Raw genomic sequence first — 24,219 nt, 5'->3', positions numbered from 1 at the left:
CACCTTTAGCTTGTCACATGAACTTTTTTATTCCATTGCTTAAGTTCATTTTGTACATATTCTAACTCTAGTAACTTTTCTTTAATCTGACCAATAGTCAGGATTTGAGTATTATCGGAATTGTATTCTTCAATAGTAGAAAGCTTTTGACTTCCTTCATCAAAATACTTATCATAATTAAGGTCCCTCTGATCGGCCGGTACCCTATAGAACCCCCCTAAATCCTCTGCTACTACGTATTCCTCCCTAGTAAGAAGAGTTTCAAAGCGCTTCTCCCCATGACGGGTCCCAATTACTTTAATCTCATTATCTGCATCAAAAAGTTCCTTCACTGCTTGAGCAAGGTCTCCAATTGTACTAGCAGGAGATTTTTGAACCATAATATCTCCTGCCTCTGCATTTTGGAATGCAAAGACCACTAGCTCAACTGCCTCTTCAAGGCTCATAAGGAACCTCGTCATATTTGAATCAGTAACAGTTAAGGGCTGCCCATTTTTAATCTGTTCAATAAATAACGGAATAACGGACCCACGAGAAGCCATTACATTCCCGTATCTTGTACCACAAATAAGAGTTCTCTCTGAATCAACAGTTTTAGATTTAGCAACAAAAACTTTCTCCATCATAGCTTTTGAAATCCCCATTGCATTGATCGGATAAGCCGCTTTATCTGTTGAAAGGCAAATGACCTTTTTCACTCCATACTCAATAGCTGCAGTTAAAACATTTTCGGTGCCTATTACATTTGTTTTTACTGCTTCCATAGGAAAAAATTCACATGAGGGAACCTGTTTTAAGGCAGCTGCATGGAAAATATAATCAACGCCATGCATAGCATTTTTTACACTAGCTATGTCCCTTACATCCCCAAGGTAAAACTTTAACTTATCATTTTTATAAAGTTTGCGCATATCATCTTGCTTTTTTTCATCACGTGAAAAGATACGTATCTCTTTTATATCAGTATTTAAGAATCTCTCCATAACCGCATGACCAAATGAACCAGTACCACCTGTGATTAATAAGATTTTATTTTCAAACATTCTTATCACCTATCCCTATTTTCTATCTTTTTATTTATCATCCTAATGATCTTTTCACTAGCATTATTAAAGTTCTTCTCGGCAATAACAAATTCTCGTGCTTGAATTCCTAAATTCAATCTATAATCTTCGGACAAATTAAGAACTTCCACGATTTTTCCACTTAAAGAATCTAGTGAATTATCTTTCACATAATAAAAGAATTTATCATATTCATTAGGAATTCCATCTAATTTATATGCAACTACAGGTTTCCCAGTCAATAAGTATTCCATATTTTTCGAGGGAAAAGAATACCTTGTGAATTCTTCATTATTCTGTCTTGGATTTACTAACAAAGACGCATTTTTTTGTAATTCAACAGCTTCCTCGTTTGACATCTGTCCTAAAAATCGAATCCTATCATCTTTTTGAGCAAACTCTTTTATAATTTCTTCTGAGTCCCCTCTACCACAAATTTTTAAAACCACATCTTTATTTTTAATAGAGTTAAAAGCCTTAACTAAATTAACAACACCAAATTTTTTGTTTAAGGTACCCGTGTAAACAACAGTCTGCTTAGTCTCTTTTGAGACTTCGGTCCTCTTAATAAAAGATGTTGATGGATCAACAACCCCTTCAATTACAACGTAAGGTCTGTTTTCCACTTTTAATACATCTTTCATATGTTCTGTAAGTAAAACAAATGAATCTACATATTTCACTTTACTTTCAAAAACTTTAATATCAATTGATTTTAACTTGGTGTAGATTTGTGATTTATTTTCATTTAAATTCATATATTGGGGTAAATCTGGGACAATTAAGCATATATGAATGGATGGATCCTTTTGTTTTGCATAAACAGCAGCCTGTAATAATGGAGTGTGTGGGGAGTACACAATAATTACCTTATTGGGAGAATTATCTATGACAAACTCTTTAATTTGTCTAATTAAAGAGTTTTTTCGAGATATATTTCTATAACCCCACAAATTACAAAAAGGTACATAAGTACAATTTACTAAGTTTTTATATTCGTAACTATGTTTTCTTAAAAATAAATCTTTATACTCATTAGGATAAGTTCCAATGAATGGAGCGGAGGCAACTTCCAAATCAACTTTCTCAATATTTAATAACCCGTCTATCAAATTCCACTGGAATTTATTTGCGGCATAATGGACTGTTCCCTTTGATTTTGAAAGAATTACTTCTTCCATTTCTTTTGAGAATACCCCACCTATAAATAGTACTTTCATTCTTTCCACAACCTCTACTTCATACTAGAAGATATATAAAAGAGATAATCTCATTAACTTATAGGTTTTTTAAATTGATTTTCTTATACTTTTTTATAGATCCTATTAAATGGTTTACCATAAAATAAATTGACCCTAATGGGTTAACACCTATATAACGGAATACTTTATAAGTCATTTGTATAGTTTTTATTTTGTTACCGGATTTAGAATTACGTGATATTCTATAAATCAAGAGTGGTTCATTAACACCATAGGCAAGGACCCCTGTTCTAAGAACGCGTAACCATACTGCATAATCTTCGTGCATGCTATCATTTTCCATCTTAATCTCCTTAAAGAAATCCTTCTTTAGAAGAACCGAAGAACAAGATATTACATTATGTTTTCTTAACCTTTCGTAAGAAACAACATCTGGTACTTCAAATATTCCTTTGAAATATTTTCCCTCTTCATTTATAAAACGAGATCCCGTAAATACAAACTCTGCATTTAACTTACGAACATAGTCCATCTGTATTTCTAACTTATTATTTTCCCAAATATCATCGCTATCTAGAAAGGCAATCCATTGACCTTCAGCAATTGAAATTGCTCGATTCCTAGTTTCTGATACTCCCAGATTTTGAACGTTTTTATAGAATCTTATTCTATTATCTTCAGAAGAAATACTCTCCAAAACATTTACCGTGTTATCCCTAGAGTCATCATCTATTACAATTAGTTCCCAGTTTTGGTATGTCTGACCAATAACTGAATTTATAGATTCCCCGATATAGTTTTCACAATTAAATGCAGGCATGATAATACTGACTAATGGTTGGTTCTCCAAATTATACTCCATTATTTCTCTCCCCTTTCGGTAAGAAGTATTGATGATTTAAAATCATATAAATTGTAATTACCATTATAGTGAGACAGTGTTTTTTCATATGCTAAGTCCCCAAATACCTTGTTAATCGTCTTAACATTTAAATGTCTCACTATGGGATTAAATAATTCAGTCATCTTTATCTCTTTACCATTAACTTCTGTAATCAACCTAACCATTTCTGAAGTACAAACATAGTCCCCATTCTGTGGTAAATATAGTCCTCGACTACAATCAGTTATAAGGAGTCTAATAAACTCACATAAATTATCTATAAAAATCATACTTCGTTTATTATTAATCTTTGGAAAAAAAGGCAATCTTAAGGCTAAATTTACTAATCTTGGGTAGTTACCTTTACACCCTTTACCATAGATCATTGGCGGCCGTAATATAGCAACCTTAAATTCTTTATCCTCTATAGAGGTAATCAATTTTTCAGCCTGCAGTTTTGATTTACCATAGTGACTTTTAGGTTCTAGTGGAGTACTTTTGTCAATTACACCCTTTTCAACTCCATATACACTCATTGAACTTAGAAAAATAAACTGGGAAACTCCTTCTGCTTTTGCTTTTTGAGCCAATTGATAACTCAAATCACGATTTACCAGGTAATATAAATCGGCGTTTTTCTCTGTTTCTTTAATATGTGCAATACCGGCTGCATGAAAAACAACGTCATAGTTGGAGAAGGTCACTTTTTCCCACTCATCATCTCTGACGCTAATAAAATCTATTGAGTATTTATTAGGGTAATTTTTAAGCCACTTATCTAAACTCAGACCGATATATCCACTTTTTCCAGTTATTAATATTTTTTTCATTTAGAATTGATCTCCTTAGTACTGGCTAATTCCCTCTTTGCCCCTGTACCACCCTCAACGACCCCATCACTCTTTACAACACTTATAAGAGTTAGGAAGAAACACTTAAAATCCACCCAAAAACTTATCTTCCTAACATAATCCCCATCCAGTTTTGCTTTAACTTCAATAGGAAGTTCATCTCTTCCGTTAACTTGTGCCCAACCCGTGAGCCCCGGATAAACATTGTTAGCACCATATTTGTCCCTTTCGGCAATCAAGTCATACTGATTCCATAAAGCAGGCCTTGGCCCGATTATACTCATTTCACCCTTAAGGATATTTATAATTTGTGGTAACTCATCTAAGCTTGTCTTTCGCATAAACTTTCCAACTCTAGTAATATAGCTTTCTGGATTCTCTAATAAATGGGTTGGAGTATCTTTTGGTGTATCGATTTTCATCGTTCTGAATTTCAATATATAGAACTCTGACTTATCTTTGCCTATACGGCGCTGCTTAAATAATATCGGTCCTGGCGAATCAAGCTTGATGCAAAGGATTAATACTAGAAATACAGGTGATAACAAAATCATCCCAATTGTAGCTAGAAGAAAACCTAACAATCTTTTTATATATTTTTGATAAATCATTTTGAATTCCACCCCCAAAGTTAAAACTCAAAATCTAGATTTTGAGTTTCTGATCTTTTAGTATTTCTTCCATGAAAGCTAGAATGTCATCCTTTAATGTTGGTTCTTGTAAGGCAAACTCAATCGTTGTCTTCACAAACCCAACCTTCTCCCCAACATCATACCGCTTGCCTTCAAAATCATAAGCAAATACTCGCTGAATCTGGTTGAGCTTTTGAATCGCATCAGTCAACTGAATTTCTCCACCAGCACCAGTTTCCTGCTGTTCCAGAAACATAAAAATTTCAGGGGTCAAAACGTACCTGCCCATAATGGCCAGATTGGAAGGTGCCGTTCCTAGTGCAGGCTTCTCTATAAAGTTTACCACCTGATATCTCCGGCCATTTTGAATGGAAGGTTCGACAATTCCATAACGATGTGTTTCGTTGTCAGGAACGGTCTGGACTCCAATCACTGAAGAATGGGTTTCTTCATGAACATCCATCAACTGGCGGAGGCATGGGATTTCACTCTGCACGATATCATCGCCAAGAAGAACGGCAAATGGCTCATCACCAATGAAATTCCGCGCACACCAAACGGCATGCCCTAAACCTTTTGGCTCTTTTTGCCGAATATAATGAATGTCGGCAAGATTTGTAGAATAGCGGACTTTATCGAGAAGATCGTACTTGCCTTTTGACTCCAGGTTTTGTTCCAGCTCTTGTGCGAAGTCGAAGTGGTCTTCAATCGAGCGTTTCCCTTTGCCTGTGACGATGATAATGTCTTCGATTCCGGATGCCATAGCTTCTTCGACGATGTACTGGATCGTTGGTTTATCAACGATTGGCAGCATTTCTTTTGGCATTGCTTTTGTGGCCGGCAAAAATCTTGTTCCGAGGCCGGCTGCGGGAATGATGGCTTTGCGTACTTTTTTCACTTCTTGCTTCCTCCTTGGTTATGCCAATGAAAGGAGCTTGTTTTCCCTTCGGTTTGCGACATTGATGACATATTCTTTCAGCCCATCTGGTGAGAACTGTTCGAAATGATCAAGCAGATACTGTATCTCTTCCTCCTGATCCAGCACCGCTTTTCCAATAAAGATTTTCGGGAAAATTGGTTCGGGATGTATCTCTTTTTCATTCAGCAGTTCTTCAAACATCTTTTCACCCGGCCGCAAGCCGGCGAATTTGATGCCGATTTCTTCTATAGTATAGCCGGATAGTTTGATCAGATTTTTGGCAAGGTCGACGATCTTGACAGGCTCGCCCATATCGAGGACGAAGATTTCGCCGCCGCGGGCCAATGAGCCTGCCTGGATTACCAATCGTGAGGCCTCCGGTATTGTCATAAAGTAGCGGGTCATGTCCGGATGCGTGACCGTAACCGGGCCGCCTTCCTGGATTTGCTTTTTAAACAGCGGAATCACGCTGCCGCGGCTGCCAAGCACATTACCGAATCGCACCGCCACAAACTTGGTGGTGCTGGTCTGGGCCAGCTGCTGGATGATCATTTCCGCAATCCGCTTCGTGGAGCCCATAACATTAGTAGGATTGACCGCTTTATCGGTTGAGACGAGCACGAAATTTTTCACGCCAAAGGAAGCAGCTGCTTCGGCCACGTTCTTCGTGCCGAATACATTGTTCTTCACAGCTTCCCGTGGGTTGTATTCCATCAGCGGCACATGCTTATGAGCAGCTGCATGATAGACCACATCCGGCTGATGTTCCTGCATCACTTCAAATATCCTCTCGCGGTCCTGGACATCGCCGATGACCGGGACAATTTCAATGCTTTTGCCGTATATATTCCGCAATTCCATATCAATTAAATAAATGCTGTTTTCTCCATGTCCTACGAGGACAATTTTAGCGGGCGTGAACTTGCAGATCTGCCGGCAGATTTCCGAGCCGATTGAGCCGCCGGCACCTGTAACGAGTACCGTTTTCGCCGTTACATATTCGGAGATGCCTTCAATATCAAGCTTGACCGGTTCCCTCCCCAGCAAGTCTTCCACCTGTACATCCCGGAACGAACTGACCGATACTTTCCCGAGCATGACGTCTTCGATTTTTGGCATGATTTGCGTTTTCGCGTTCGATTTTGAGCATTCATCGAAAATGCGGTTGATTTCTTTCCGGCTTAGTGAAGGAATGGCAATGACGATTTTATCGATTTTGAACTTTTCCACTGCATCCACAATGCCTTTGGACGTTCCGACAACCGGAATGCCGAGGATTTGCAGCTTGAATTTCCGGAAGTCGTCATCAATGAAGGCCACCGGCTTTAGCCCAAGCTCAGGATTGTTAAGCAACTGGCGGGCGACGAGTGTTCCACCCTGTCCGGCACCGACAATTAATAACTGTTCCATATCCTGACCTTTTTTTAGGACATGGTCACGATACATCCGCCAGGCAAACCGGGTGCCGCCAATCGAGATGACAAGCAGTGTCCAAGTGGTGAATAAGGCACGACCGTAGAGTTCAAAGTCCATTGCCAGCTGAAAAATAGCTGTACCTGCAATCGAGCAGGTTACCGCCTTAACAATCGAGATAATTTCCCCGACACTAGCATATTCCCAGGCCTTGTTGTACAGCATGTTAATGGAAGCAAATACATGATGGAGGCCAAACAACACAAGCGCGCTCAACAAAATATTTTCATAGCTGAAGGTTTCGATCGACGGATGAAGGGGTATATAACTAAGGTAAATGGCAGAAAACACAATGATCGAATCCAGTCCAGCCAAAAAAGCAACGCGATTACGGTAACTCAATTCTTTTCCTCCTTTTGGTTATGTACAAATACAAACAATTACTTTGTTAACCTAGTAAACAAACCTATAAAGAAAATATCTAATGAAAACCCACACCTGTTTGTCGTGCGCTTTCATTAGATATTTTTTGTTTTTAATATAATTAAAAGTGGGCATCTAACCCGCCCTCACACCATGCTATCGACGACAAAGCGCGTCTAAGGCCTGCATTTCCTGCATCCCACAGCATGATCGAGTACCCCCTTTTATAACGGATAGGAGACATCGCCGGTCAGGACCTTTGTCCTGAAGCTGGTGATTCCCAGCTTGGTTTAACGGTTTAAAGTTTTGTGGAAAATTCCTTTAATGTGGTCTCAAAGTTTGGTGTGTGTCATTCTCATGTTGGTTTAAAAGATTCCCAGAAACTTTTTCTTCTTTACACGTTGTGGCATTTCTTTATAGATGTTTTGTCCTTCCACCAGTAGTTCGGCATTTTCCATGAACAGATACTGCATGTCCGTTCCGTAGGTCTTCTTGATTTCCTCATAGGCTGCTTGCAGATGAAAGGCACGGGTTGTGATATTATGAGCATCCGACGCAATCAGGTGCACAAGGTTTGAGTTCAAGATATCGAATGAAAAGGTTCGGATCTTCTTGCCGAAGCGGCCTGTCAGGCTTCCTGCTGTCAGCTGCGTGAGTGCGCCTTTTTTCACCAGCTGGTACAGCAGCTCGGGATTTTCCAGGAGCTCCCGGTTCCGTTCGGGATGAACGATGATGGGAACAATGCCTTTCAGCTGCAAGTCGAACAGCAGCCTTTCGGTATAGCGCGGCACCTGGCTTGAAGGCATCTCAACGAACAGGTATTGCGTCCCATTTAATGTTTGCAACCGTTTGTTTTCGAAATCTTCAATTAATTCTCCGCCGATGGCTGGCTCTTGCCCCGGAAGGATCTCCAATGGGAGATTCTCAGATTGCAAGATGTCATTCAGCTCTTTGCATTTCCTCACAATCTCTTCTTTCGGGTTTACATAGCCAGCCTTATTGTGATGCGGCGTGGCGATGATTGCTGTGATTCCTTCCTGGACGGCCCGTCTCGCCATTTCCAGGCTGTCTTCGATGGTTTGCGCACCATCGTCGATTCCTGGGAGTATATGACAATGTATATCAATCATCGCTCTTCCACCTTTTCACAAAGTTGTCGGAAATTAGTACTTATATAATGCTACCATTGGCCCACGAATAGGTCAAAGGGTGTATTTTGTCGAATTGAGTCGAAAGACCTACTTTTTACCATAGTAGTAATAATAATCGGAGTTCTCTAGCTTTTTATGGTTAAGGACTGCGCCAAGCAGCTTTCCTTTGGCAGACTGCAATAATTCCTTCGCCCTGGAGGCTTCCTCCATCTCTGTCCGCCCGCTGTAAAGCACCAATACCGTGCCGTCGCATTTATTGGCGAGCACCTGGGCGTCTGTTACCGCAAGGATCGGCGGTGTATCAAATATCACGACATCGTAGGATTCTTTTGCTTCATTCAGGAAGCGTTCCATGCTTTTCGATCCCATCAGCTCAGCCGGGTTGGGAGCAATCGGCCCGCTCGTCAGGACTTCGAGATTATCGACATTGGTCGTGTTGACCGCGTCCTTTAATGCCATCTGGCCAGCCAGGACGGTCGTCAATCCAAATGTGTTCGTCTGGTTGAAGGTGTAATGGGTGGTCGGTTTCCGAAGATCGGCATCCACAAGCAGCACCCGCTTTTCCTGCTGCGCGAACACGACAGCAAGATTGGCCGATGTGGTCGACTTTCCTTCTCCTGGCCCGGCAGACGTGACCATGATTGTTTTAATTTCCTCGTCCACTGCCGAGAATTCAATATTCGTCCGGATGGTCCGGTATTGCTCGGAAACGGGTGACTTCGGGTCAAAGGAAGTGACCAGTTTGCGCCGTTCTATTGAAGGTTTCTGTTTTTTCCTAAGAGCCAACTGTCTCACCTCTCGCTTTCGTTTTTCTCGCGGAACGCCCATGCTTGATTTCTTCCATTGCCTTGTCATCAATGACCGAGATCACGCCAAGGATTGGCAGTTCGAGCTGACGTTCCACATCCTGCTCATCCTTTACCGTGTTATCAAGATATTCAAGCAGGAAGGCAAGGCCGACGCCGGCCATCAAGCCCACGACAAGGGCAATCGCAATATTCAGGACTGGCTGCGGTTTGACTGGCGCCTGTCCATTTGTTACCGCTGCTTCTGCAAGAATGGAGACGTTATCGACATTCATGATATGAACGACTTCCTTTGCGAATACATTAGCGACTGTATTAGCAATGTCCGCCGCTGTGTCGGGATTTTCGTCCAGAACGGAAATATTGATAACTTGTGATTCATTTTGATTGCTGACAGTAATCTGGCCTTTGAGTTCCTCTGTCGTTAGTCCAAGGTTCAATTCGTCCGCAACAATATCAAGGATCCTGTTGCTTTTGATGATTTCGCTATACGTGTTGATCAGCTGCAAATTGGTCTGCACTTGACTCGAATTATACATCGCTTGTTCGTCGTTCTTCTGGTTCACAAGAATTTGTGTCGACGCCTGGTAAATCGGCGTCAAAAAGAAAAAGCTGACCACTCCTGAGACAATGACTGCCGTTAACGTAATTGCCAAAATCAGGGCCATCCGCTTTTTAAGGGTCTGAAGCAATTCTTTTAAACTGATTGTTTCTTCCATACTAGCCTCCGCCTATTTTTATACAAATCTCTGGGTATTATAACATAGTTCCTTGTAAATTTTACCGTATATTGTCATAATTTTAATAAATACGTAATATTTCCTAATGCCTACATTGTAACCCTAGTATTGGTATTTTTGGAGGGGGATTTTAAAATTGGAAGTATTTACATTTTAACTAGTGAACAGGGCCCTCTTTTAAAGGCCAAATGGTCTGGCGGAGTACTTTATTGCGGAATAAAAAGGGGATCTGGACAGAAGAAAAGCGATTCCGTCTGAACGGAATCGCTATTTTTACAATTGGTTGGCTGCGATGGTCATGACCGCACTAAGGAAGATGGTCAGTAAAAAGAAAGAAGTATAAAGCAGGGCTTTGGCCCGTCTCTTCTTTGCAAATCGTTCCTCGGGGGTTAGGAAGTAACTTCTTGGCATCAAACATTCTCCTCCGTTATTTGATGGCAGCTGGCTGGCCTTGTGGGTTCACGGAGGCCCCTGTAGCTTTGCGTTGCCATTTTTCAATGGCTTTGCCTTTAATTTGTAACAAATTCATAATAATGGAATTCGACGATTTGCGACACCGTCTTTTGCCTTGGTAAAAAAGTAGGTATTTTGCTGTTTAGTGCTATTATGTCCCCGCTAAATAATCCTCATTGACCAGTTTAACAGGTTGAAAATAGGGTAATAAGACTTCCCGTACTTTGGTCACGATATATGTTTTTTAAAATTTTAACTGTTTTGGCACTATGGTGCTTTTTTAAAGAAAGAAGCGATGCCTTTATGTTTCAGGCACCGCTTCTTTTACAATGAATTGGCTGCAACCGTCATGATCGCACTAAGGAAGATGGTCACCAAAAAGAAAGAGACATAAAGCAAGGCTTTGGCCCTTTTCTTTTTTACAAACCGCTCCTCCGGGGTGAGGAAATAACTTTTTGACATCAAACATTCTCCTTTGCTATTTGATGGCAGCTGGCTGGCCTTGTGGTTCACGGAGGCCCCTATAGCTTTGCGTCACCACTTTTCAGTGATTTTGCCATTGCATATTCCCATCTAAGGGAATGCCCCATGTTTATTATCGGCAGATAGCAGAAAACGTTTAATTTTAAAAAAAAGCGCCAGGAATCATGATGTGATCCCTGGCGCCCCTGTTTATTTCCCCGTGGCATTCTGAATGCCAAGCTTGAACTCGTCCAGCCATTTCTTGACGGTGATTTCTTCTTCCTTGATTCCTTTTTCATAAAATCGCTTCATAAGATCGAAGAACTGCTCTTGAGAGAAGTTGACCTCGTTTTTCTTTTTCTCCAATTCTCCTAATCCTCCCCTATTTTATGACATCATTCTAGTCGCTGGCTAAGTAAATGTAAATAGTTTTCCAGTTAATTCTCTGAAAATTTTTTGTTAATTTAATAGAAATTGACGGAATTTAGCCCCCACGTATATCCTCATATGGTAAAATGTAGATACTTTAAATGTCGCCAGAGGAGTGAATGATCAAAAAATGAAGAAAAAAGTCACCGCCCTAGCCACGGCTGCGGTCCTGTCGTCCACATTTGCCACGAATGTTTTCGCTGATACATACACCGTAAAAAAAGGAGATACCCTCTCCCACATCGCCATCAAGCATAATACGAAAGTAGCAGACTTGAAAAAATGGAACGGGTTAAGCTCCGACCTGATTTTTGTGAATCAAAAGCTGAAGGTAGCGAGCCAGCCGGCCTCCACTGCAAGCGCAGCGTCAATTGCAAGCACAAAGGCCACTACTTCAGCAACTGCCCAAAGTGCACCAAAGGCTACTACATATAGAGTGGTCAGCGGCGACACCTTGAGTGGGATTGCCGCAAAACATAGTATATCCCTGGCCAACTTGAAGGCCTGGAATAATCTGAACTCTGATTTGATTTTCCCTGGACAGGTTTTTGCGGTTTCCAAGCCAAGCCAGGAGCAGGTTCCTTCCCAGCCGGTACAGCCCGTTGCAGCGCCGCCAGCACCGTCACAGCCTGCTGCTGCACCTGCCCAGTCTTCCGTGTACACCATCAAGCCAGGCGATACATTAAGCAAGATCGCCCTGCAGCATAAGATGAGTCTGGCCGAGCTGATGTCTTTGAACAATTTGAACTCTCATATAATTTATGCCGGCAAAACCCTAAAGGTTTCTGGACAAACGCCTGTTGTCTCGTCCACTCCTGCAAAAACGGCAGGCCAAACATCCACAGTGGTCCAAGCCAGCACAGGTTCCAGCCAGGTAAGCAAGCTAATCGCCGAAGCAAAATCGCATATCGGCACCAAGTATGTTTGGGGCGGATCTACGCCATCAGGATTCGATTGCAGCGGTTACATTTATTACGTGTTCCAGAAAGCAGGCAAGAACCTGCCGCGTACATCGGCTGAAGGCTACTTCAACCGGTCCTACTACGTGGACAAGCCGCAGCCAGGCGACCTCGTCTTCTTTGAAGGCACCTATAAAAAAGGCATCTCGCATATGGGCATCTACATCGGCAACAACCAATTCATCCACGCCGACAACAGCGGCGTGCGGATTACCAGTGTGAACGATACGTATTACAAAAAGCATTTTGACAGCTATAAGAGACTTTACTAGTTTCTGATGAGGCACCTTGCTTGCAAGGTGTCTTTTTGCTTTGCATACCCTTCCTTGCTTCCCTATTAAACTCTTTCGACAACATTCTTTGTTTTCTGTGGGTATGTAAGTTTTTTGTCATTTTTTGCGACACAAATCTATTTGCTTTTTAGTAGCGTCGGGCATCCATTGGCTGGTGTACGGACTTTTAGAAGCTTCTAATCTTATTTTAAAAGATAAATGACCTATTTCTATTAAACCAGGCTCACTGCGGGCCGTGGGGTTGATGGAAATAGGTCATTTTTGGTTTAGAACTTGCTTGTGCAGCGAGAAATGGGGGATTCTGCGCACTTCCCCCGGCCCCGGATTGAAGGATTGCATCATTGGTTGTGGTTATTGCATCAATTATTGAGTGGATTGCATTAATTATTGAAGTTATTGCATCGATTATTGCAGGGATTGCATAAACCTGTGTCCGGCCTGTGACATTGGGTCACATCGTATTGTCTGATGCACCCATATGAAGCTTTAAACCTTGTTTTAACAGATTAATGACCTATTCCTATCAAACCGGGCTCGCTTTGTAGCCGTGGGTTTGGTGGAAATAGGTCATTTTGGGTTTGAACTTACCTGTGGAGGGGGAAATCGGGGGTTCTGCGCACTTCCCCCGGCCCCGGGTTGGGGGATTGCATCAATCATCTTGGGAATTGCTTCAATTATTGAATGGATTGCATCAATTATTGAAGTTATTGCATCAATTATTGGCAGGATTGCATAAACCTGTGTCCACCCTGTGCACAGCGCCTATTATGATTGCGCTTCTCCTCTTCCACGCCCCTGAATAAACCCAATAAAAGCATCTACCACCGAAAGATCGGAGGAGTTTTCATCAAACAGCAGCCATGTTTGGCGTGTCAGTTTCTCATCGCCGATCTTAAGTTCATACCGATGCAGGTCGCTGCTGTCTTTTAAACAGATTTCAGGCAAAATCGCGTATCCCAATCCTTGGTGCACCATTTCCCGGCATGTGTCAATGAGGTCGACTCTCATCGCGACTTTCGGGGGCAGCTCGAAGGTTCCCTTCCACCACTTGTCGATCCTGTTTTTCAAGGAAAGGTCCGTCCGGTAATCAATTCTTGGCAGGTAAGGCAGCATCTCCATATCGATTTCATCTTTTGAAACAAGATAGATCCCCTCGTCCCCCATCAACGCCTTGGGCCCCTTCCAGTCATATGGGTCGCGGACAATGCCGATGCTGACTTCTTCCTGCTGCATCATTTGCAGCACTTCGAGGCTGTACCCTGTTCTCACATCAAGATCCACTTCGGGATCCTGTGCCAAAAACTGTGCCAGCACCTGGGGAAGTTCATACCTAGCATACGTTTGCGAGACCCCGAGCCTTAAGGTTCCTTTAATGGTATGGTCAAGGTTATTCAGATAGTCTTTCGTCTCCCTCAATTGCCGAAGCATGTTCTCCGCATATGCTACCAAGTACTCGCCTTCTGCTGTGAAATCGACCCCCCGCTTTTTGCGCGACAGAATTTTGACGCCGAATTCCCGCTCCAGCTGCTTGATCCTGTAGGTCAGCGAAGGCTGTGAGATGTACAGCTGTTCCGCTGCCTTGGTGATATTCCGTTCCTGATGGATGACCTGGAGCATGCGCCAGTCTTTCTCGTCCATTAGTGCCCCTCCCCCCTAGTCATAAAAATATTTTATCGAAAATCATAAAATATCAATATTTTATTTATATCAATATTACCAATAAAATAAAGATGTAAATAGTAAAAATACATATATAATTTTGAGGAGGAACTCACTTGTCTAAATATGATGTGGTAGTCGTAGGAGCCGGGAACGCAGCGCTGTGCGCCGCCATTTCGGCTAAGGAAAACGGAGCGAGTGTACTAGTTCTGGAAAAAGGGCCTGAACACAAGCGCGGCGGCAATTCATTTTTTACCGATGGAGCGATCCGCACTGCCTACAATGATCTGGATGCCATCAGGAAGATCATGCCGGAACTGTCGGATGAAGAAGCAAGCACCCTCGTGATGCCGGAATACAGTGCTTCCGATTATTATGATGACCTGATGAGGGTAACCGAGGTGCAAAGCCAGCCTGAGCTCGCCACTCAGCTGGTCTCCAAATCGTATGAAACCATCGTCTGGATGCGGGAGCAAGGCGTGGAATTCGAGCTGAACTATGACAACCAGTCTTTTAAGAAAGATGATAAAATCCACTTCTGGGGCGGACTTCCTGTCAAAACGAAGGAAAAAGGCATCGGCCTGATGCGGGCCCTCTTCCAGCGCGCCAAGGAAGTTGGCATTGACGTCTGGTATGAGGCGGAAGCTACAAAACTGGTCACCAATGAAAACAGGATTACGGGAGTGGCCGTTCAGAAACAAGGCCAGGAAATCACCATCGAGGCGAAAAGTGTCCTGCTTGCCTGCGGAAGCTTCGAGGCCAACAAGGAGATGCGTTCGAAACATCTAGGATCCGAGTGGGAAGCGGCGATTGTACGCGGCACCGAGTTCAATACCGGTGACGGCCTGAAAATGGCGACAGAAGTTGGGGCCCAGACCTTTGGCGAGTGGGCCGGCTGCCATTCCATCGGTACCGATGCGAATGTTCCGAAGGTGGGCGATTTCACCAAGCCGGGCGATATTTTCAAAAAGCATTCCTACCCGCTAGGCATCATGCTGAACAAGGACGGCTACCGCTTTGTCGATGAAGGCGCGGACTTCCGAAACTACACCTACGCCAAATATGGCCGCGAAATTCTAAAGCAGCCGGGACATGTTGCCTATCAGATTTTCGATTCCCAGGTGCGGCCGCTGCTGCGCAAGGAATACAATCTTGAGGAAGCTACTGTCTATGAAGCTGACACTCTTGAACAGCTGGTTGAGCAGCTTCCTGTCAACAAAGAGCAGTTTTTGCAGACGATCGCGGAATACAATGATAGTGTCCAGGACGGTGAATACAATCCGTCGGTAAAAGACGGCAAGTCCACCAAGGGCATCTCTCCGGCGAAGACGAACTGGGCGCTGCGGGTGGAACAAGGTCCTTTCTATGCGTTCCCGGTTACATGCGGCATCACCTTCGCCTTTGGCGGCCTTCACGTGAACACCAATGGAGAAGTACTTGGTGAGAACCAGGAGCCCATCCAGGGACTGTTTGCCGCCGGCGAAATGGTCGGAGGCATCTTCTATAAAAACTATCCAGGCGGTTCTGGCTTGATGTCCGGATCGGTGTTTGGGAAGGTATCAGGTGAGCAGGCGGCGAAGTATGCGGCTGCTAGTGCGGTAGTTAAATAGAATCTAAGACTGCAGGCAATCTTGAATTGCCTGCGGTCTTTTTTATTGGCTGCCTTACGTCCTGGTGATGCCTGTTGTTCACACTTTGGACATCGGTTTGGCGAATAACTCTAATAATTGATGCAATAACCTCAAGAATCGATGCAATAACCCCGAGAATTGATGCAATCCCGGCAATAATTGATGCAATCCGTCAATCTCGAGGCGCGGATGAGTGCGCAGCTCTCTCCATTTCCCCCTCCACAAGCAAGATCAAAGGCAAAATGACCTATTTCATTAAAACACAGACCTCTAGTAAGCTTGTTTTAATGAAAATAGGTCATTAATCTTTTAAAAAAGCGGTTGGAGGCCTTACCCCTCCCCTACCAATACACCAAAAACGAACCCAAAATCACACCAATCCAAAGAAGCGCGGAAACCACCCCCGCCCGAAACAAATCCTTTTCAGTAAAATGCCCGTAGGGGTAGGAGGTGATATGGACTGGTGACTGGGTGATAAAGAAGAACCCGGGGATTCCGGCCAGAAACACGGCTTTCGCCAGTGTCAGGGCGCTCACACCAATCAGCGTATCGCCCAGCGATATGGCGATCGGCAGCATAATCGCCAGGAAACCGAGCACATTGACGAACATGATTCTCATCAGGGCCGTTAAGACAATCAGGATGAGGACGATCATCAGCGGAGATTGTCCAGCGAGGAAGCTATTTAAATAACCCGCCAGCCAGTCAATCGTTCCCGTGCCGAGCAGCATCCCCGATACCATCAGGGTGGAGGCAAAGAACAGGACAATATCCCAGTTGACCGCCTTGCGCGCCTGTTCCCATTTCCAGACGCCGATTCCGGGGAAGACGGTCAGGCAGGCCCCCAAGAGGCCGATGAGCGGGATCGAGTAGCCGTGGACATTTTGAAACACCCAGAGAATCAAGGTCACCCCCATGATTCCGAGCATCTTCTTTTCCCGCAGACTCATCTTCCCCAGCTCACCCATTTTCTCGTCAATCAGCAGCAAAAGATGCTCCTTGTTGATCTGTTCAGGCGGGAACATCAGGATGAACACCAGCCAAAGCAGGCCGGAGAACACGAGGATAGGCACGCCAAACAGGAGAACCCACTCTAAATAATGGATGCTTGGGCCGATTTCCGAAAAGAGGCTGTACGCATAAATCGTGGAGCTCGCCCCCGTTGCAATGAACGCACCGGTAATCGGAATCAGATAGGTAATGCCGATGAAGAGGGATTTTCCGAGATTGCTGACAGAATTGACGGCTTTCAGGCTCCTGACCAGGCTATCGAGAACGGAAGCGAGAAGGCCCGCCTTTCCGACATTGGAAGGCACCAGGATGGATAATACAAAAGACAGGACGAACGAAATGAAGATGAGCGCCTTGCTTGCGCCTCGGGACCCTTTCAGGATGGAAAGCGAGAGCCGGTCGGCCAGGCCTGTGTCGATGAACGCCCGTGACATCACAAACATGGCGAACAGCAGCCAGACGACGTCAGAACCCATATAGGACAGCGTTTCTTCATACGATAAAAAGTGGAATGAGAACAGCAGCATCACCAAAAGCGAGCTGTAGGCGAGCGGGAAGACATTCCCCACCCATAAGATTTGAATGATGACGAGGGCAGCAAGGGCCCGGACTTTGATATCGCTCTGGAAAGGAAGCAGGAAAAAGCCCAGGTACAGCAGGCCCGCAAGCGCCAATAGAATTCTTTTTTTCATCAGAAGTACTCCTTCTTGAAACAGGAAAGTCCACCATTGGTGCTGGTGGACTCTACCTTTCATAAAGCTAAGCGGACATGGCATCGTCATTGCTGTCATTTTGTTTCTTTTTCAACAGTTTGATGAGCAATGGATAACAGAGCGACAGCACCGTGATGACAATCAGGGCAATGGATATGCCTGATGAGAAGAAGATGCCCAGGCTGCCGTTTGAAGATGTCAGCGCCATCCTGAAATTCTGTTCCATGTCTCCCCCGACAATGATGGCCAGCACAAGCGGCGCGATCGGGAAGTCCAGCATCTTCATGAACAGACCGATGATGCCGAATAATAAGAGGAGGAAAAAGTCCATTGTGCTGTAGCTTAGAGTATACGTACCGATAAACGCCAGCATGATGATGATTGGGTACAGCACCTTTGCCGGTGTATCCAGGACTTTAACCAGCATGCCGACAAGCAGGATGTTCATGATCACAAGCGCGACATTTCCGATGAACATCGAGTTGATGAACGCCCATACCATCCCCGGATCATTTTCAAACAGCATCGGCCCAGGCCTTACCCCAAGCATGATCAAGGCTCCCAGCATGACAGCAGTCGTTCCTGAACCCGGGATGCCCATTGTCAAAAGCGGAATCATCGCACCTACCGAAGCCGCGTTATTCGAAGATTCGGGAGCGGCCAAGCCCTCAACGGCTCCTTTTCCGAATTCATCCGGCTTTTTAGACAGCTGCTTTTCGGTTGAATAACTGATCATCGAAGCGATCGTTCCGCCGGCGCCCGGCAGGACACCGACAAGGAAACCCATCGGAGCACTGCGGAAAATCGGCCACTTGGACCGCTTCCACTGGTCTTTCGTGAACCAGATTTTTCCCATGCGCTCCATTTCTTTCTTCTTTTTATCAATACTTAAGTAGTTATAAAACACTTCACCGATCGCATAGACACCGATGATGACAATGAGGAACTCAATGCCTTCCGTCAAATGCGGGATATCCATTGTAAAGCGGTGGACCCCTGTCTGGGGATCAATCCCGATGGTGGCAATCAGCAGGCCAAGGGCCATGGCGATGAACCCTTTTACCATCTTGCCGATCGACAGCGAGACAATCGCTGACAGTGTCAGCAGCATTAACAGGAAATACTCTGCCGGCCCAAATTGCAAGGCGAAGTTCGCCAATGGTTTCGCGAGAAAGACAAATCCAAACGTGGCGAGGATGCCTCCGATGAAGGAGGCAACGGCCGAGATGGCCATCGCCTGCCCGGCCTGTCCTTTCTGGGCCATCGGGTACCCGTCAAACGTCGCGGCAATCGCCGAGCCATCACCAGGCGTGTTCAAGAGGATGGAACTTCTTGAACCGCCATACATTGCGCCATAATAGATGGCCGCCATCAGGATGATGGCGCTTGTCGGATCCATTCCGAATGTCACCGGAATCAGGACGGCCACCGCAGTTGCCGGTCCCAGTCCGGGAAGCATGCCGACAATCGTTCCTAAAAAGCCGCCAATTATAATCCAAAAAATATTCATGGGCTCCAATACTGTATCAAGCCCTAGCAAGAATCCTTCCATTCTTTGGCCAGCTCCTTTCCTAAGGTAAACTCACTCCTAATAATTGACTAAAGCCGTACCAGGTGATGAAGGAAAACGCGACGGTCACAATCACGTTGACCAGCCATTTTTTCACTCCATTCACGTAAAACAACAGGGCCCCCAGGTAGATAATGGTGGAGATGAAAAATCCCAGGGTTTCGAAAATAAAGGCGTACAACACTCCAAGAGCGATGGTGACTCCAATTAGCTTCAATGTCCGGCCCTCAAAAAGCGCTTTGACTTTTTCGTTCTCTTCATTCAGCGTTTTTAATTCTTTTAAAAAGTAGATGACGCTGAGTACCAGCATGAAAATGCTCAGGCCAATCGGGAAATAAAGCGGTCCGTTGGCATTTCCCAGAGTGGCCCTGGGAATGGAAAAGGAGCTGATCAAAAAGGTGAGTGAGATAAGAATCATAAAGAGCGGCATTCCGAGCTTAACGGCTTTCATCCAAATCCCCCCTTATTTAACAAGTCCAGAGTCGTCAATCAGCTCTGTATACAATTTCTCTTGTTCAGCCATGAATTCTTTCGTTGTGCTGCTATCTTGATAAAAGTCTTCCCAGTCATTATTGGCCAGCAATTCCTTCCACTCTTCTGTTTCAGCCATTGCTGCAAGCTTCTCATCCCAATACTTGACTTCTTCCTCTGTCATATCCGGCGGCCCCATGATTCCTCTCCAGTGCGGGAACACCATGTCGATTCCTTCTTCCTGTAAGGTAGGCACTTCTTCAAGCTCTTCCTGTCTCTCGTCCGCAGATAGCACCAATATTTTCAGCTTTCCGGCCAGATGCTGATCCTTCACTTCCGATAAGGAGGTCGTAATCGCATCCACATGCTTTCCTAATAGAGCCGTGACCACATCTCCGCCGCCGCCATCATAGACGAGGAAATTCAAGTCTCTTGCGTTAATGTCTTTGAGGCCGGCAGCCTGGACAAATGATAAGTGGTCATTATTCCCTAATCCCGGCCCTAAACCGACTTTAACGGACTTTGGATCCTTTTTTATCTGATCCATCAGGGCATTGATGTCTTGATATGGAGAATCAACTGGTACTGCGATGGCCAGCCATTCTGTTGCGAGTGTGGCCAAAGGCGTGAAGTCATTATGGGTGAGCTTGCTTTGCCCGAGCAGGTTATTGGTTAAAAGCAAACTTGAATTCACCGATAGATTATGGGAGTCCTTTTTAGAAAGGTAGTTCCAGCCCACTTCTCCGCCTCCGCCAGGTTTGTTGATGACATTAATATTGTTTTCTACTAGTTTCGTATCTTTCAGGATCCTCTGGACAGAACGGGCCGTCAGATCCCATCCGCCGCCAGGGGCTGCAGGGGCAACGATTTCGATATTTTTCTTCGGATATTCCGCATCGGTTGCCGACTTTGCTGAAGAACAGGCGGAGAGCAGCAATGCAGATAATAAGGCGAGACCAAGTTTTTTCATGTTTCCACTCCCTTTATAGTGTAATTCTGAATTTATTGTAATTTTGAAAATGGATTATGTAAACGTTTTCAAAAATAAGTGTTTTAAGAATTTAAATGTCTATTTTGTTCATTGTGTTCATTTGTTACAGAGTTCACATTCGTTTTTTTAAAAAGGCTCTGTTATTATTCATTGTTGATTCCCATAAAGGCATGAGGATTATTAAGGGGAGAATTTCCGGTTATTGTACGCAGAGGCACCTTAAGAAACAGAAATAAGGGGAGAAATTTCCCTTATCTTCTCAAATGAGGGCAAAATTCATGATTCTGATCCCTTTAACCGGAAAAACTCCTCTTATTTTAAGGAAAATATGGATATTTCCCGAATTAACCGGACTTTCTCCCTTTATTATTTGAATTAGAGTGAAATCAACATTCAGCTATAACAGAGCGTTTAAAAAAGGACAAACAGTTTCCTGCTTTCCCGCTTATTCTTTTATATGATAATTCCGTTCCGGACGGCCGACGACGCCATATTCCTGCTCGACATAAGCCTGGTTGGTGCTGACGAGATATTCAAGGTACCTTCTCGCCGTCGTCCTGGAAGCCCCCATCTTTTCGCCAACCTTATCCGCCGGCAGTCCGCCTGGATTCTCTTTCAGGATTTTGCTCACTTTTTTCAGCGTCAGGTAATCGATTCCTGCAGGAAGATCCTGCTTGTCCTCTTTTGCCTCATAGCCGCCAAAAAGGCGGTTAACCACTTCCTGGTTGACTTCAGGCAGCGAGTCCAGGAGCTTCTTGGTTTGTTTATACTTTTCCATCGTCTCTACGAACGTTTCCATCGTGACAGGCTTGATCAAATAATGCTGCACCCCGAATTTAAGGGCTTTGTTCAGATGTTCCTTATCTGTTGCGGCTGTGATTAAAATGATATCGATATCCCGATGCTTTTCGCGGATTTCCATTAAAAGGTCCGTGCCCAGCCGGTCCGGCATATACACATCCAGCAGCAGCAAGTCAGCAGGATATTCGCTGAGCAGGTTCAATGTTTCCCTGGCATTCAGCGCCTTTCCAACAAGCTCCATTCCTTTCACCTGGCGCAAATATTCCTCGTGTATTTGGGCAATCCGGAAATCGTCCTCCGCGATGATGACCTTAATGTTTTCCACTTGAATTCCCCTCCTTAGGCAAATAAACGGTAAAAATGGTTCCCTTGCCTTCCTTGCTTTTAAACTCAATGCTTCCGCCCATGGATTCCACTTCGTCCTGGACATTTCCGAGGCCATAGCCCCTGTTTTCCCCTTTTAACGAAAAGCCCTTCTGAAAAATATGAGGGGCGGCTTCCTCACTGATGCCCTTGCCTGTATCCATCACCTCAAAGATGACATCATGGCCGATATCGGTGACGAAGAAAGAGACCTCCCTTTCCTCCCGGCCCTTTACAGCCTCGAACGCATTGTTGAGCAGGTTTCCCAGAATGATGATCAAAGAGGAAAGCTTGATTCTTTCCGGAAGCTCCTCCAGCGAGCTTTCCGGATCGATCGCAAACTCAATCTTCTTCTCCGACGCCTGGGCGATTTTCCCCAGGAGGATGGCCTGGACTTTCTCATCTTGAATTTTGGAAAAGAGCACATCTTCTTCCATCGTATGAATATGGGTCTCGCTTTTGATAAAATCAATCGCTTCTTCCTTTTTGTTCAACTGCAGAAGCCCAAGGATGGCGTACATTTTATTGCTAAATTCGTGAGCCTGGGCCCTGAGGTCATCGGAATACTGCCGAACCTCGGACAGCGCGTCGATCATCTGCTTGATTTCCGTCCGGTCCCGGAAGCTGGCGACCATTCCAATCCTCCTGTTTCCTTCCTGGATTGGCTGGGTGCTGATGATCATAATTTTTTCTTTATACTGAATTTCAATGTTGGATTGCTTTTCAAAGTTCCCAAGGACTCCCAACAGTTCACTGCACCCGATCACATCCGATAACGGACGCCCTCTTGTGGGCTTTTCGATTTCGAGAAGCTCCCGGGCCGATGAATTCATCATCGTGATGGTTCCTTTTTCATCCACCGCCAGAATGCCTTCCCTCACGGATTGGAGAATGGCGCTGCGTTCCCGGTACAGTGCTGCAATTTCATAGGGTTCAAGATTCATAGTGTCCCTGCGGATGCTGTTTGCCAGCAAATAGCTTCCAAAGATGCCAATCAGCAGAATGAGAGCAGACGCCAACAGCCCTTTTTCAATGTCTTTCCAAATAGCCAGATAAATGGCCTTCATATCATACAGAACGACGACAGAGCCCTCTACTTTGTTATACTCTCCATAATCTACCACAATCGGGACAACCGCTTTCAAAACCTGCGTCCCGCTCTCCCTTGTCTGGAAAACGTAGTTGCTTCCATAAATCAGCGCTTTATAATGATCGGGACTATGCAGCCGCTTAAACTGCCGCTCTTCATCTGTGGTAGCAAAAACATTGTTCTGTCGGTCCAGGAAAAACACGGTCAGCGGATCGGTCTGGTACTTAACCTGTTCGACCAATATATTAATTTCAGCCGCCTCTCCGCTTTTAAAATAATCATGGAGGACAGGCATGTATGAATACGTCTTCGCCGACGCCAAAGTCAGCTCCTTCGCCTTCACAATATCATCTGTCAGCTTAAGGAAAATGAAGATGGACGACAGCGTAAAGATAACGAACACCATCAGCAAAATAACCAAACTCAGGATTTTCACCTTCAAGGAAACCCTTACAAACTTTTTCATACACAATCCCCATTGCTGTTTATATACAAGTCTTTCTCTATTTTAATCTATTGATAGGAATATTCAAAATTTAGTTGAGTGATTTAAATCTGTGAAGCTTGGAACCTTGTTTTGAAAGATTAGTGACTTATTTTTATTAAAACAGGCTTGCTGCGGTGGCGTGGTTTGGTGGAAATAGGTGATTTTGCTTTTGAACTTGCTTGTGAAGGGGGAAATTGGGGGTTCTGCGTGATTGCCCAGGCCCCGGATTGGGGGATTGCATCATTTCTTGTGGTTATTGCATCAATTATTATGTGGATTGCATCAATTATCGCAGTTATTGCATCAATTATTGGCAGGTTTGCATAAACCTGTGTCCGGCTAGTGACAACGGGCAACAACGCATTTTCAGATGCAACGTTATGAAGCTCTGAACCTCGTTTTATGAGATTCATGACCTATTTTTATCAAAACTGGCTCACTCCGGTGCTATGGTTTTGATAGAAATAGGTCGTTATGCTTTTGAACTTGCTTGTGGAGGGGAAAATTGGTGGTTGGGCGCACTTCCCCAGGCCCCGGGTTGGGGGATTGCATCATTTCTTGTGGTTATTGCATCAATTATGGCACAGATTGAACCAATTATCGCAGTTATTGCATCAATTATTGCTGGGATTGCATAAACCTGTGTCCGGCCTGTGACAACGCCCATCCCATTCCCAATCACCCCGCTGCCACTACCTCCTAAAATCAAAAAAAACACCAACAAATATGCCGATCACATATTTGTTGGTGTT

The 24,219-nt window shown here is 44.4% G+C and carries 24 protein-coding genes and 2 riboswitches; of the genes, 4 read left to right on the top strand and 20 right to left on the bottom strand.

Annotated elements, in window-relative coordinates; genetic code table 11:
* Positions 1-5: 5 nt before the first annotated feature.
* From WQ57_RS05975 to WQ57_RS26530, 13 genes are all read right to left on the bottom strand, one after another.
* Positions 6-1,043 carry a polysaccharide biosynthesis protein gene (locus tag WQ57_RS05975; protein WP_046522830.1) on the bottom strand — a complete coding sequence of 346 codons (1,038 nt, stop codon included), beginning with the start codon at positions 1,041-1,043 and terminating at the stop codon, positions 6-8.
* 5 nt (positions 1,044-1,048) lie between these two features.
* Positions 1,049-2,284: a glycosyltransferase gene (locus WQ57_RS05970; RefSeq protein WP_046522829.1), complete on the bottom strand. Its 1,236-nt coding sequence runs from the start codon at positions 2,282-2,284 to the stop codon at positions 1,049-1,051.
* 58 nt (positions 2,285-2,342) lie between these two features.
* Positions 2,343-3,128 (bottom strand): glycosyltransferase family 2 protein, encoded by a 786-nt coding sequence (locus tag WQ57_RS05965; RefSeq protein ID WP_046522828.1) that lies wholly within the window; start codon positions 3,126-3,128, stop codon positions 2,343-2,345.
* Positions 3,128-3,979 (bottom strand): NAD-dependent epimerase/dehydratase family protein, encoded by an 852-nt coding sequence (locus tag WQ57_RS05960; RefSeq protein WP_046522827.1) that lies wholly within the window; start codon positions 3,977-3,979, stop codon positions 3,128-3,130. Before WQ57_RS05960 ends, WQ57_RS05965 begins: the two co-directional genes overlap by 1 nt.
* Positions 3,976-4,611: a sugar transferase gene (locus WQ57_RS05955; protein WP_046522826.1), complete on the bottom strand. Its 636-nt coding sequence runs from the start codon at positions 4,609-4,611 to the stop codon at positions 3,976-3,978. Before WQ57_RS05955 ends, WQ57_RS05960 begins: the two co-directional genes overlap by 4 nt.
* 34 nt (positions 4,612-4,645) lie before the next feature.
* Positions 4,646-5,530, bottom strand: coding sequence for a UTP--glucose-1-phosphate uridylyltransferase GalU (galU, locus tag WQ57_RS05950; RefSeq protein ID WP_046522825.1), 885 nt, complete (start codon positions 5,528-5,530; stop codon positions 4,646-4,648).
* 18 nt (positions 5,531-5,548) lie between these two features.
* Entirely contained in the window at positions 5,549-7,366 is a 1,818-nt protein-coding gene (locus WQ57_RS05945; protein ID WP_046522824.1) for a polysaccharide biosynthesis protein, read from the bottom strand.
* A 386-nt stretch (positions 7,367-7,752) separates the two neighbouring features.
* Complete coding sequence (locus WQ57_RS05940; protein ID WP_046522823.1) at positions 7,753-8,517, bottom strand: tyrosine-protein phosphatase; 765 nt, start codon at positions 8,515-8,517, stop codon at positions 7,753-7,755.
* Positions 8,518-8,625: 108 nt separating this feature from the next.
* Positions 8,626-9,324, bottom strand: a complete 699-nt coding sequence (locus WQ57_RS05935; RefSeq protein ID WP_046522822.1) for a CpsD/CapB family tyrosine-protein kinase — start codon at positions 9,322-9,324, stop codon at positions 8,626-8,628.
* On the bottom strand, positions 9,314-10,063 hold the full coding sequence (locus WQ57_RS05930) for a YveK family protein (protein ID WP_046522821.1): 750 nt from the start codon (positions 10,061-10,063) through the stop codon (positions 9,314-9,316). Before WQ57_RS05930 ends, WQ57_RS05935 begins: the two co-directional genes overlap by 11 nt.
* A 294-nt stretch (positions 10,064-10,357) precedes the next feature.
* Complete coding sequence (locus WQ57_RS26540) at positions 10,358-10,495, bottom strand: hypothetical protein (protein WP_156183063.1); 138 nt, start codon at positions 10,493-10,495, stop codon at positions 10,358-10,360.
* A 22-nt stretch (positions 10,496-10,517) separates the two neighbouring features.
* A riboswitch (cyclic di-GMP riboswitch) is annotated at positions 10,518-10,602 on the bottom strand.
* Positions 10,603-10,861: 259 nt separating this feature from the next.
* Positions 10,862-10,999 (bottom strand): hypothetical protein, encoded by a 138-nt coding sequence (locus WQ57_RS26535; RefSeq protein ID WP_156183062.1) that lies wholly within the window; start codon positions 10,997-10,999, stop codon positions 10,862-10,864.
* A gap of 22 nt (positions 11,000-11,021) precedes the next feature.
* Positions 11,022-11,105, bottom strand: a riboswitch (cyclic di-GMP riboswitch).
* A 104-nt stretch (positions 11,106-11,209) separates the two neighbouring features.
* Positions 11,210-11,365 carry a YwzD family small protein gene (locus tag WQ57_RS26530; RefSeq protein ID WP_156183061.1) on the bottom strand — a complete coding sequence of 52 codons (156 nt, stop codon included), beginning with the start codon at positions 11,363-11,365 and terminating at the stop codon, positions 11,210-11,212.
* A 193-nt stretch (positions 11,366-11,558) separates the two neighbouring features.
* Between WQ57_RS26530 and WQ57_RS05925 the strand changes: the two genes are divergently transcribed.
* Positions 11,559-12,659 carry a C40 family peptidase gene (locus WQ57_RS05925; RefSeq protein ID WP_046522820.1) on the top strand — a complete coding sequence of 367 codons (1,101 nt, stop codon included), beginning with the start codon at positions 11,559-11,561 and terminating at the stop codon, positions 12,657-12,659.
* A 786-nt stretch (positions 12,660-13,445) separates the two neighbouring features.
* Here the strand turns inward: WQ57_RS05925 and WQ57_RS05920 are convergent.
* Positions 13,446-14,318: a LysR family transcriptional regulator gene (locus WQ57_RS05920; RefSeq protein ID WP_046522819.1), complete on the bottom strand. Its 873-nt coding sequence runs from the start codon at positions 14,316-14,318 to the stop codon at positions 13,446-13,448.
* A gap of 137 nt (positions 14,319-14,455) precedes the next feature.
* Between WQ57_RS05920 and tcuA the strand changes: the two genes are divergently transcribed.
* Positions 14,456-15,949 (top strand): FAD-dependent tricarballylate dehydrogenase TcuA, encoded by a 1,494-nt coding sequence (gene tcuA, locus WQ57_RS05915; RefSeq protein WP_046522818.1) that lies wholly within the window; start codon positions 14,456-14,458, stop codon positions 15,947-15,949.
* A gap of 362 nt (positions 15,950-16,311) precedes the next feature.
* Here tcuA and WQ57_RS05905 read toward each other — a convergent pair whose 3' ends face one another.
* The 6 genes from WQ57_RS05905 to WQ57_RS05880 form a co-directional block, all read right to left on the bottom strand.
* Positions 16,312-17,673, bottom strand: a complete 1,362-nt coding sequence (locus WQ57_RS05905; protein WP_046522816.1) for an SLC13 family permease — start codon at positions 17,671-17,673, stop codon at positions 16,312-16,314.
* A 67-nt stretch (positions 17,674-17,740) separates the two neighbouring features.
* Entirely contained in the window at positions 17,741-19,246 is a 1,506-nt protein-coding gene (locus WQ57_RS05900) for a tripartite tricarboxylate transporter permease (RefSeq protein WP_046522815.1), read from the bottom strand.
* A gap of 19 nt (positions 19,247-19,265) precedes the next feature.
* Positions 19,266-19,715, bottom strand: coding sequence for a tripartite tricarboxylate transporter TctB family protein (locus WQ57_RS05895; protein WP_046522814.1), 450 nt, complete (start codon positions 19,713-19,715; stop codon positions 19,266-19,268).
* Positions 19,716-19,727: 12 nt separating this feature from the next.
* On the bottom strand, positions 19,728-20,705 hold the full coding sequence (locus WQ57_RS05890) for a tripartite tricarboxylate transporter substrate binding protein (protein ID WP_046522813.1): 978 nt from the start codon (positions 20,703-20,705) through the stop codon (positions 19,728-19,730).
* Between the two features lie 466 nt (positions 20,706-21,171).
* A complete protein-coding gene (locus WQ57_RS05885; RefSeq protein WP_277620273.1) occupies positions 21,172-21,852 on the bottom strand; it encodes a response regulator in 681 nt (226 codons plus the stop codon).
* Positions 21,839-23,446 (bottom strand): sensor histidine kinase, encoded by a 1,608-nt coding sequence (locus WQ57_RS05880; RefSeq protein ID WP_046522812.1) that lies wholly within the window; start codon positions 23,444-23,446, stop codon positions 21,839-21,841. Before WQ57_RS05880 ends, WQ57_RS05885 begins: the two co-directional genes overlap by 14 nt.
* 168 nt (positions 23,447-23,614) lie before the next feature.
* Between WQ57_RS05880 and WQ57_RS05875 the strand changes: the two genes are divergently transcribed.
* Positions 23,615-23,794, top strand: a complete 180-nt coding sequence (locus WQ57_RS05875; RefSeq protein WP_156183060.1) for a hypothetical protein — start codon at positions 23,615-23,617, stop codon at positions 23,792-23,794.
* Between the two features lie 128 nt (positions 23,795-23,922).
* On the top strand, positions 23,923-24,105 hold the full coding sequence (locus tag WQ57_RS26525) for a hypothetical protein (protein ID WP_156183059.1): 183 nt from the start codon (positions 23,923-23,925) through the stop codon (positions 24,103-24,105).
* The last annotated feature ends 114 nt before the right edge of the window (positions 24,106-24,219 follow it).

It is taken from the genome of Mesobacillus campisalis (assembly GCF_000986785.1).
GTDB classification, from domain to species: Bacteria; Bacillota; Bacilli; order Bacillales; family Cytobacillaceae; genus Mesobacillus_B; species Mesobacillus_B campisalis.
Note: the sequence above shows the minus strand (reverse complement) of the source record. Positions and strands in the feature narration are given on the sequence as shown.

Coding starts and splice junctions, on each gene's coding strand:
- WQ57_RS26540 (WP_156183063.1), bottom strand. CDS start 10,495: ATGCCAAGAAGTTACTTCCTAACCCCCGAGGAACGATTTGCAAAGAAG.
- WQ57_RS05890 (WP_046522813.1), bottom strand. CDS start 20,705: ATGAAAAAACTTGGTCTCGCCTTATTATCTGCATTGCTGCTCTCCGCC.
- WQ57_RS05905 (WP_046522816.1), bottom strand. CDS start 17,673: ATGAAAAAAAGAATTCTATTGGCGCTTGCGGGCCTGCTGTACCTGGGC.
- WQ57_RS05955 (WP_046522826.1), bottom strand. CDS start 4,611: ATGATTTATCAAAAATATATAAAAAGATTGTTAGGTTTTCTTCTAGCT.
- WQ57_RS05920 (WP_046522819.1), bottom strand. CDS start 14,318: ATGGACGAGAAAGACTGGCGCATGCTCCAGGTCATCCATCAGGAACGG.
- WQ57_RS05880 (WP_046522812.1), bottom strand. CDS start 23,446: ATGAAAAAGTTTGTAAGGGTTTCCTTGAAGGTGAAAATCCTGAGTTTG.
- WQ57_RS05940 (WP_046522823.1), bottom strand. CDS start 8,517: ATGATTGATATACATTGTCATATACTCCCAGGAATCGACGATGGTGCG.
- WQ57_RS26535 (WP_156183062.1), bottom strand. CDS start 10,999: ATGTCAAAAAGTTATTTCCTCACCCCGGAGGAGCGGTTTGTAAAAAAG.
- WQ57_RS05900 (WP_046522815.1), bottom strand. CDS start 19,246: ATGGAAGGATTCTTGCTAGGGCTTGATACAGTATTGGAGCCCATGAAT.
- WQ57_RS05925 (WP_046522820.1), top strand. CDS start 11,559: ATGAAGAAAAAAGTCACCGCCCTAGCCACGGCTGCGGTCCTGTCGTCC.
- WQ57_RS05960 (WP_046522827.1), bottom strand. CDS start 3,979: ATGAAAAAAATATTAATAACTGGAAAAAGTGGATATATCGGTCTGAGT.
- WQ57_RS05975 (WP_046522830.1), bottom strand. CDS start 1,043: ATGTTTGAAAATAAAATCTTATTAATCACAGGTGGTACTGGTTCATTT.
- WQ57_RS05965 (WP_046522828.1), bottom strand. CDS start 3,128: ATGGAGTATAATTTGGAGAACCAACCATTAGTCAGTATTATCATGCCT.
- WQ57_RS05895 (WP_046522814.1), bottom strand. CDS start 19,715: ATGAAAGCCGTTAAGCTCGGAATGCCGCTCTTTATGATTCTTATCTCA.
- WQ57_RS05970 (WP_046522829.1), bottom strand. CDS start 2,284: ATGAAAGTACTATTTATAGGTGGGGTATTCTCAAAAGAAATGGAAGAA.
- WQ57_RS05930 (WP_046522821.1), bottom strand. CDS start 10,063: ATGGAAGAAACAATCAGTTTAAAAGAATTGCTTCAGACCCTTAAAAAG.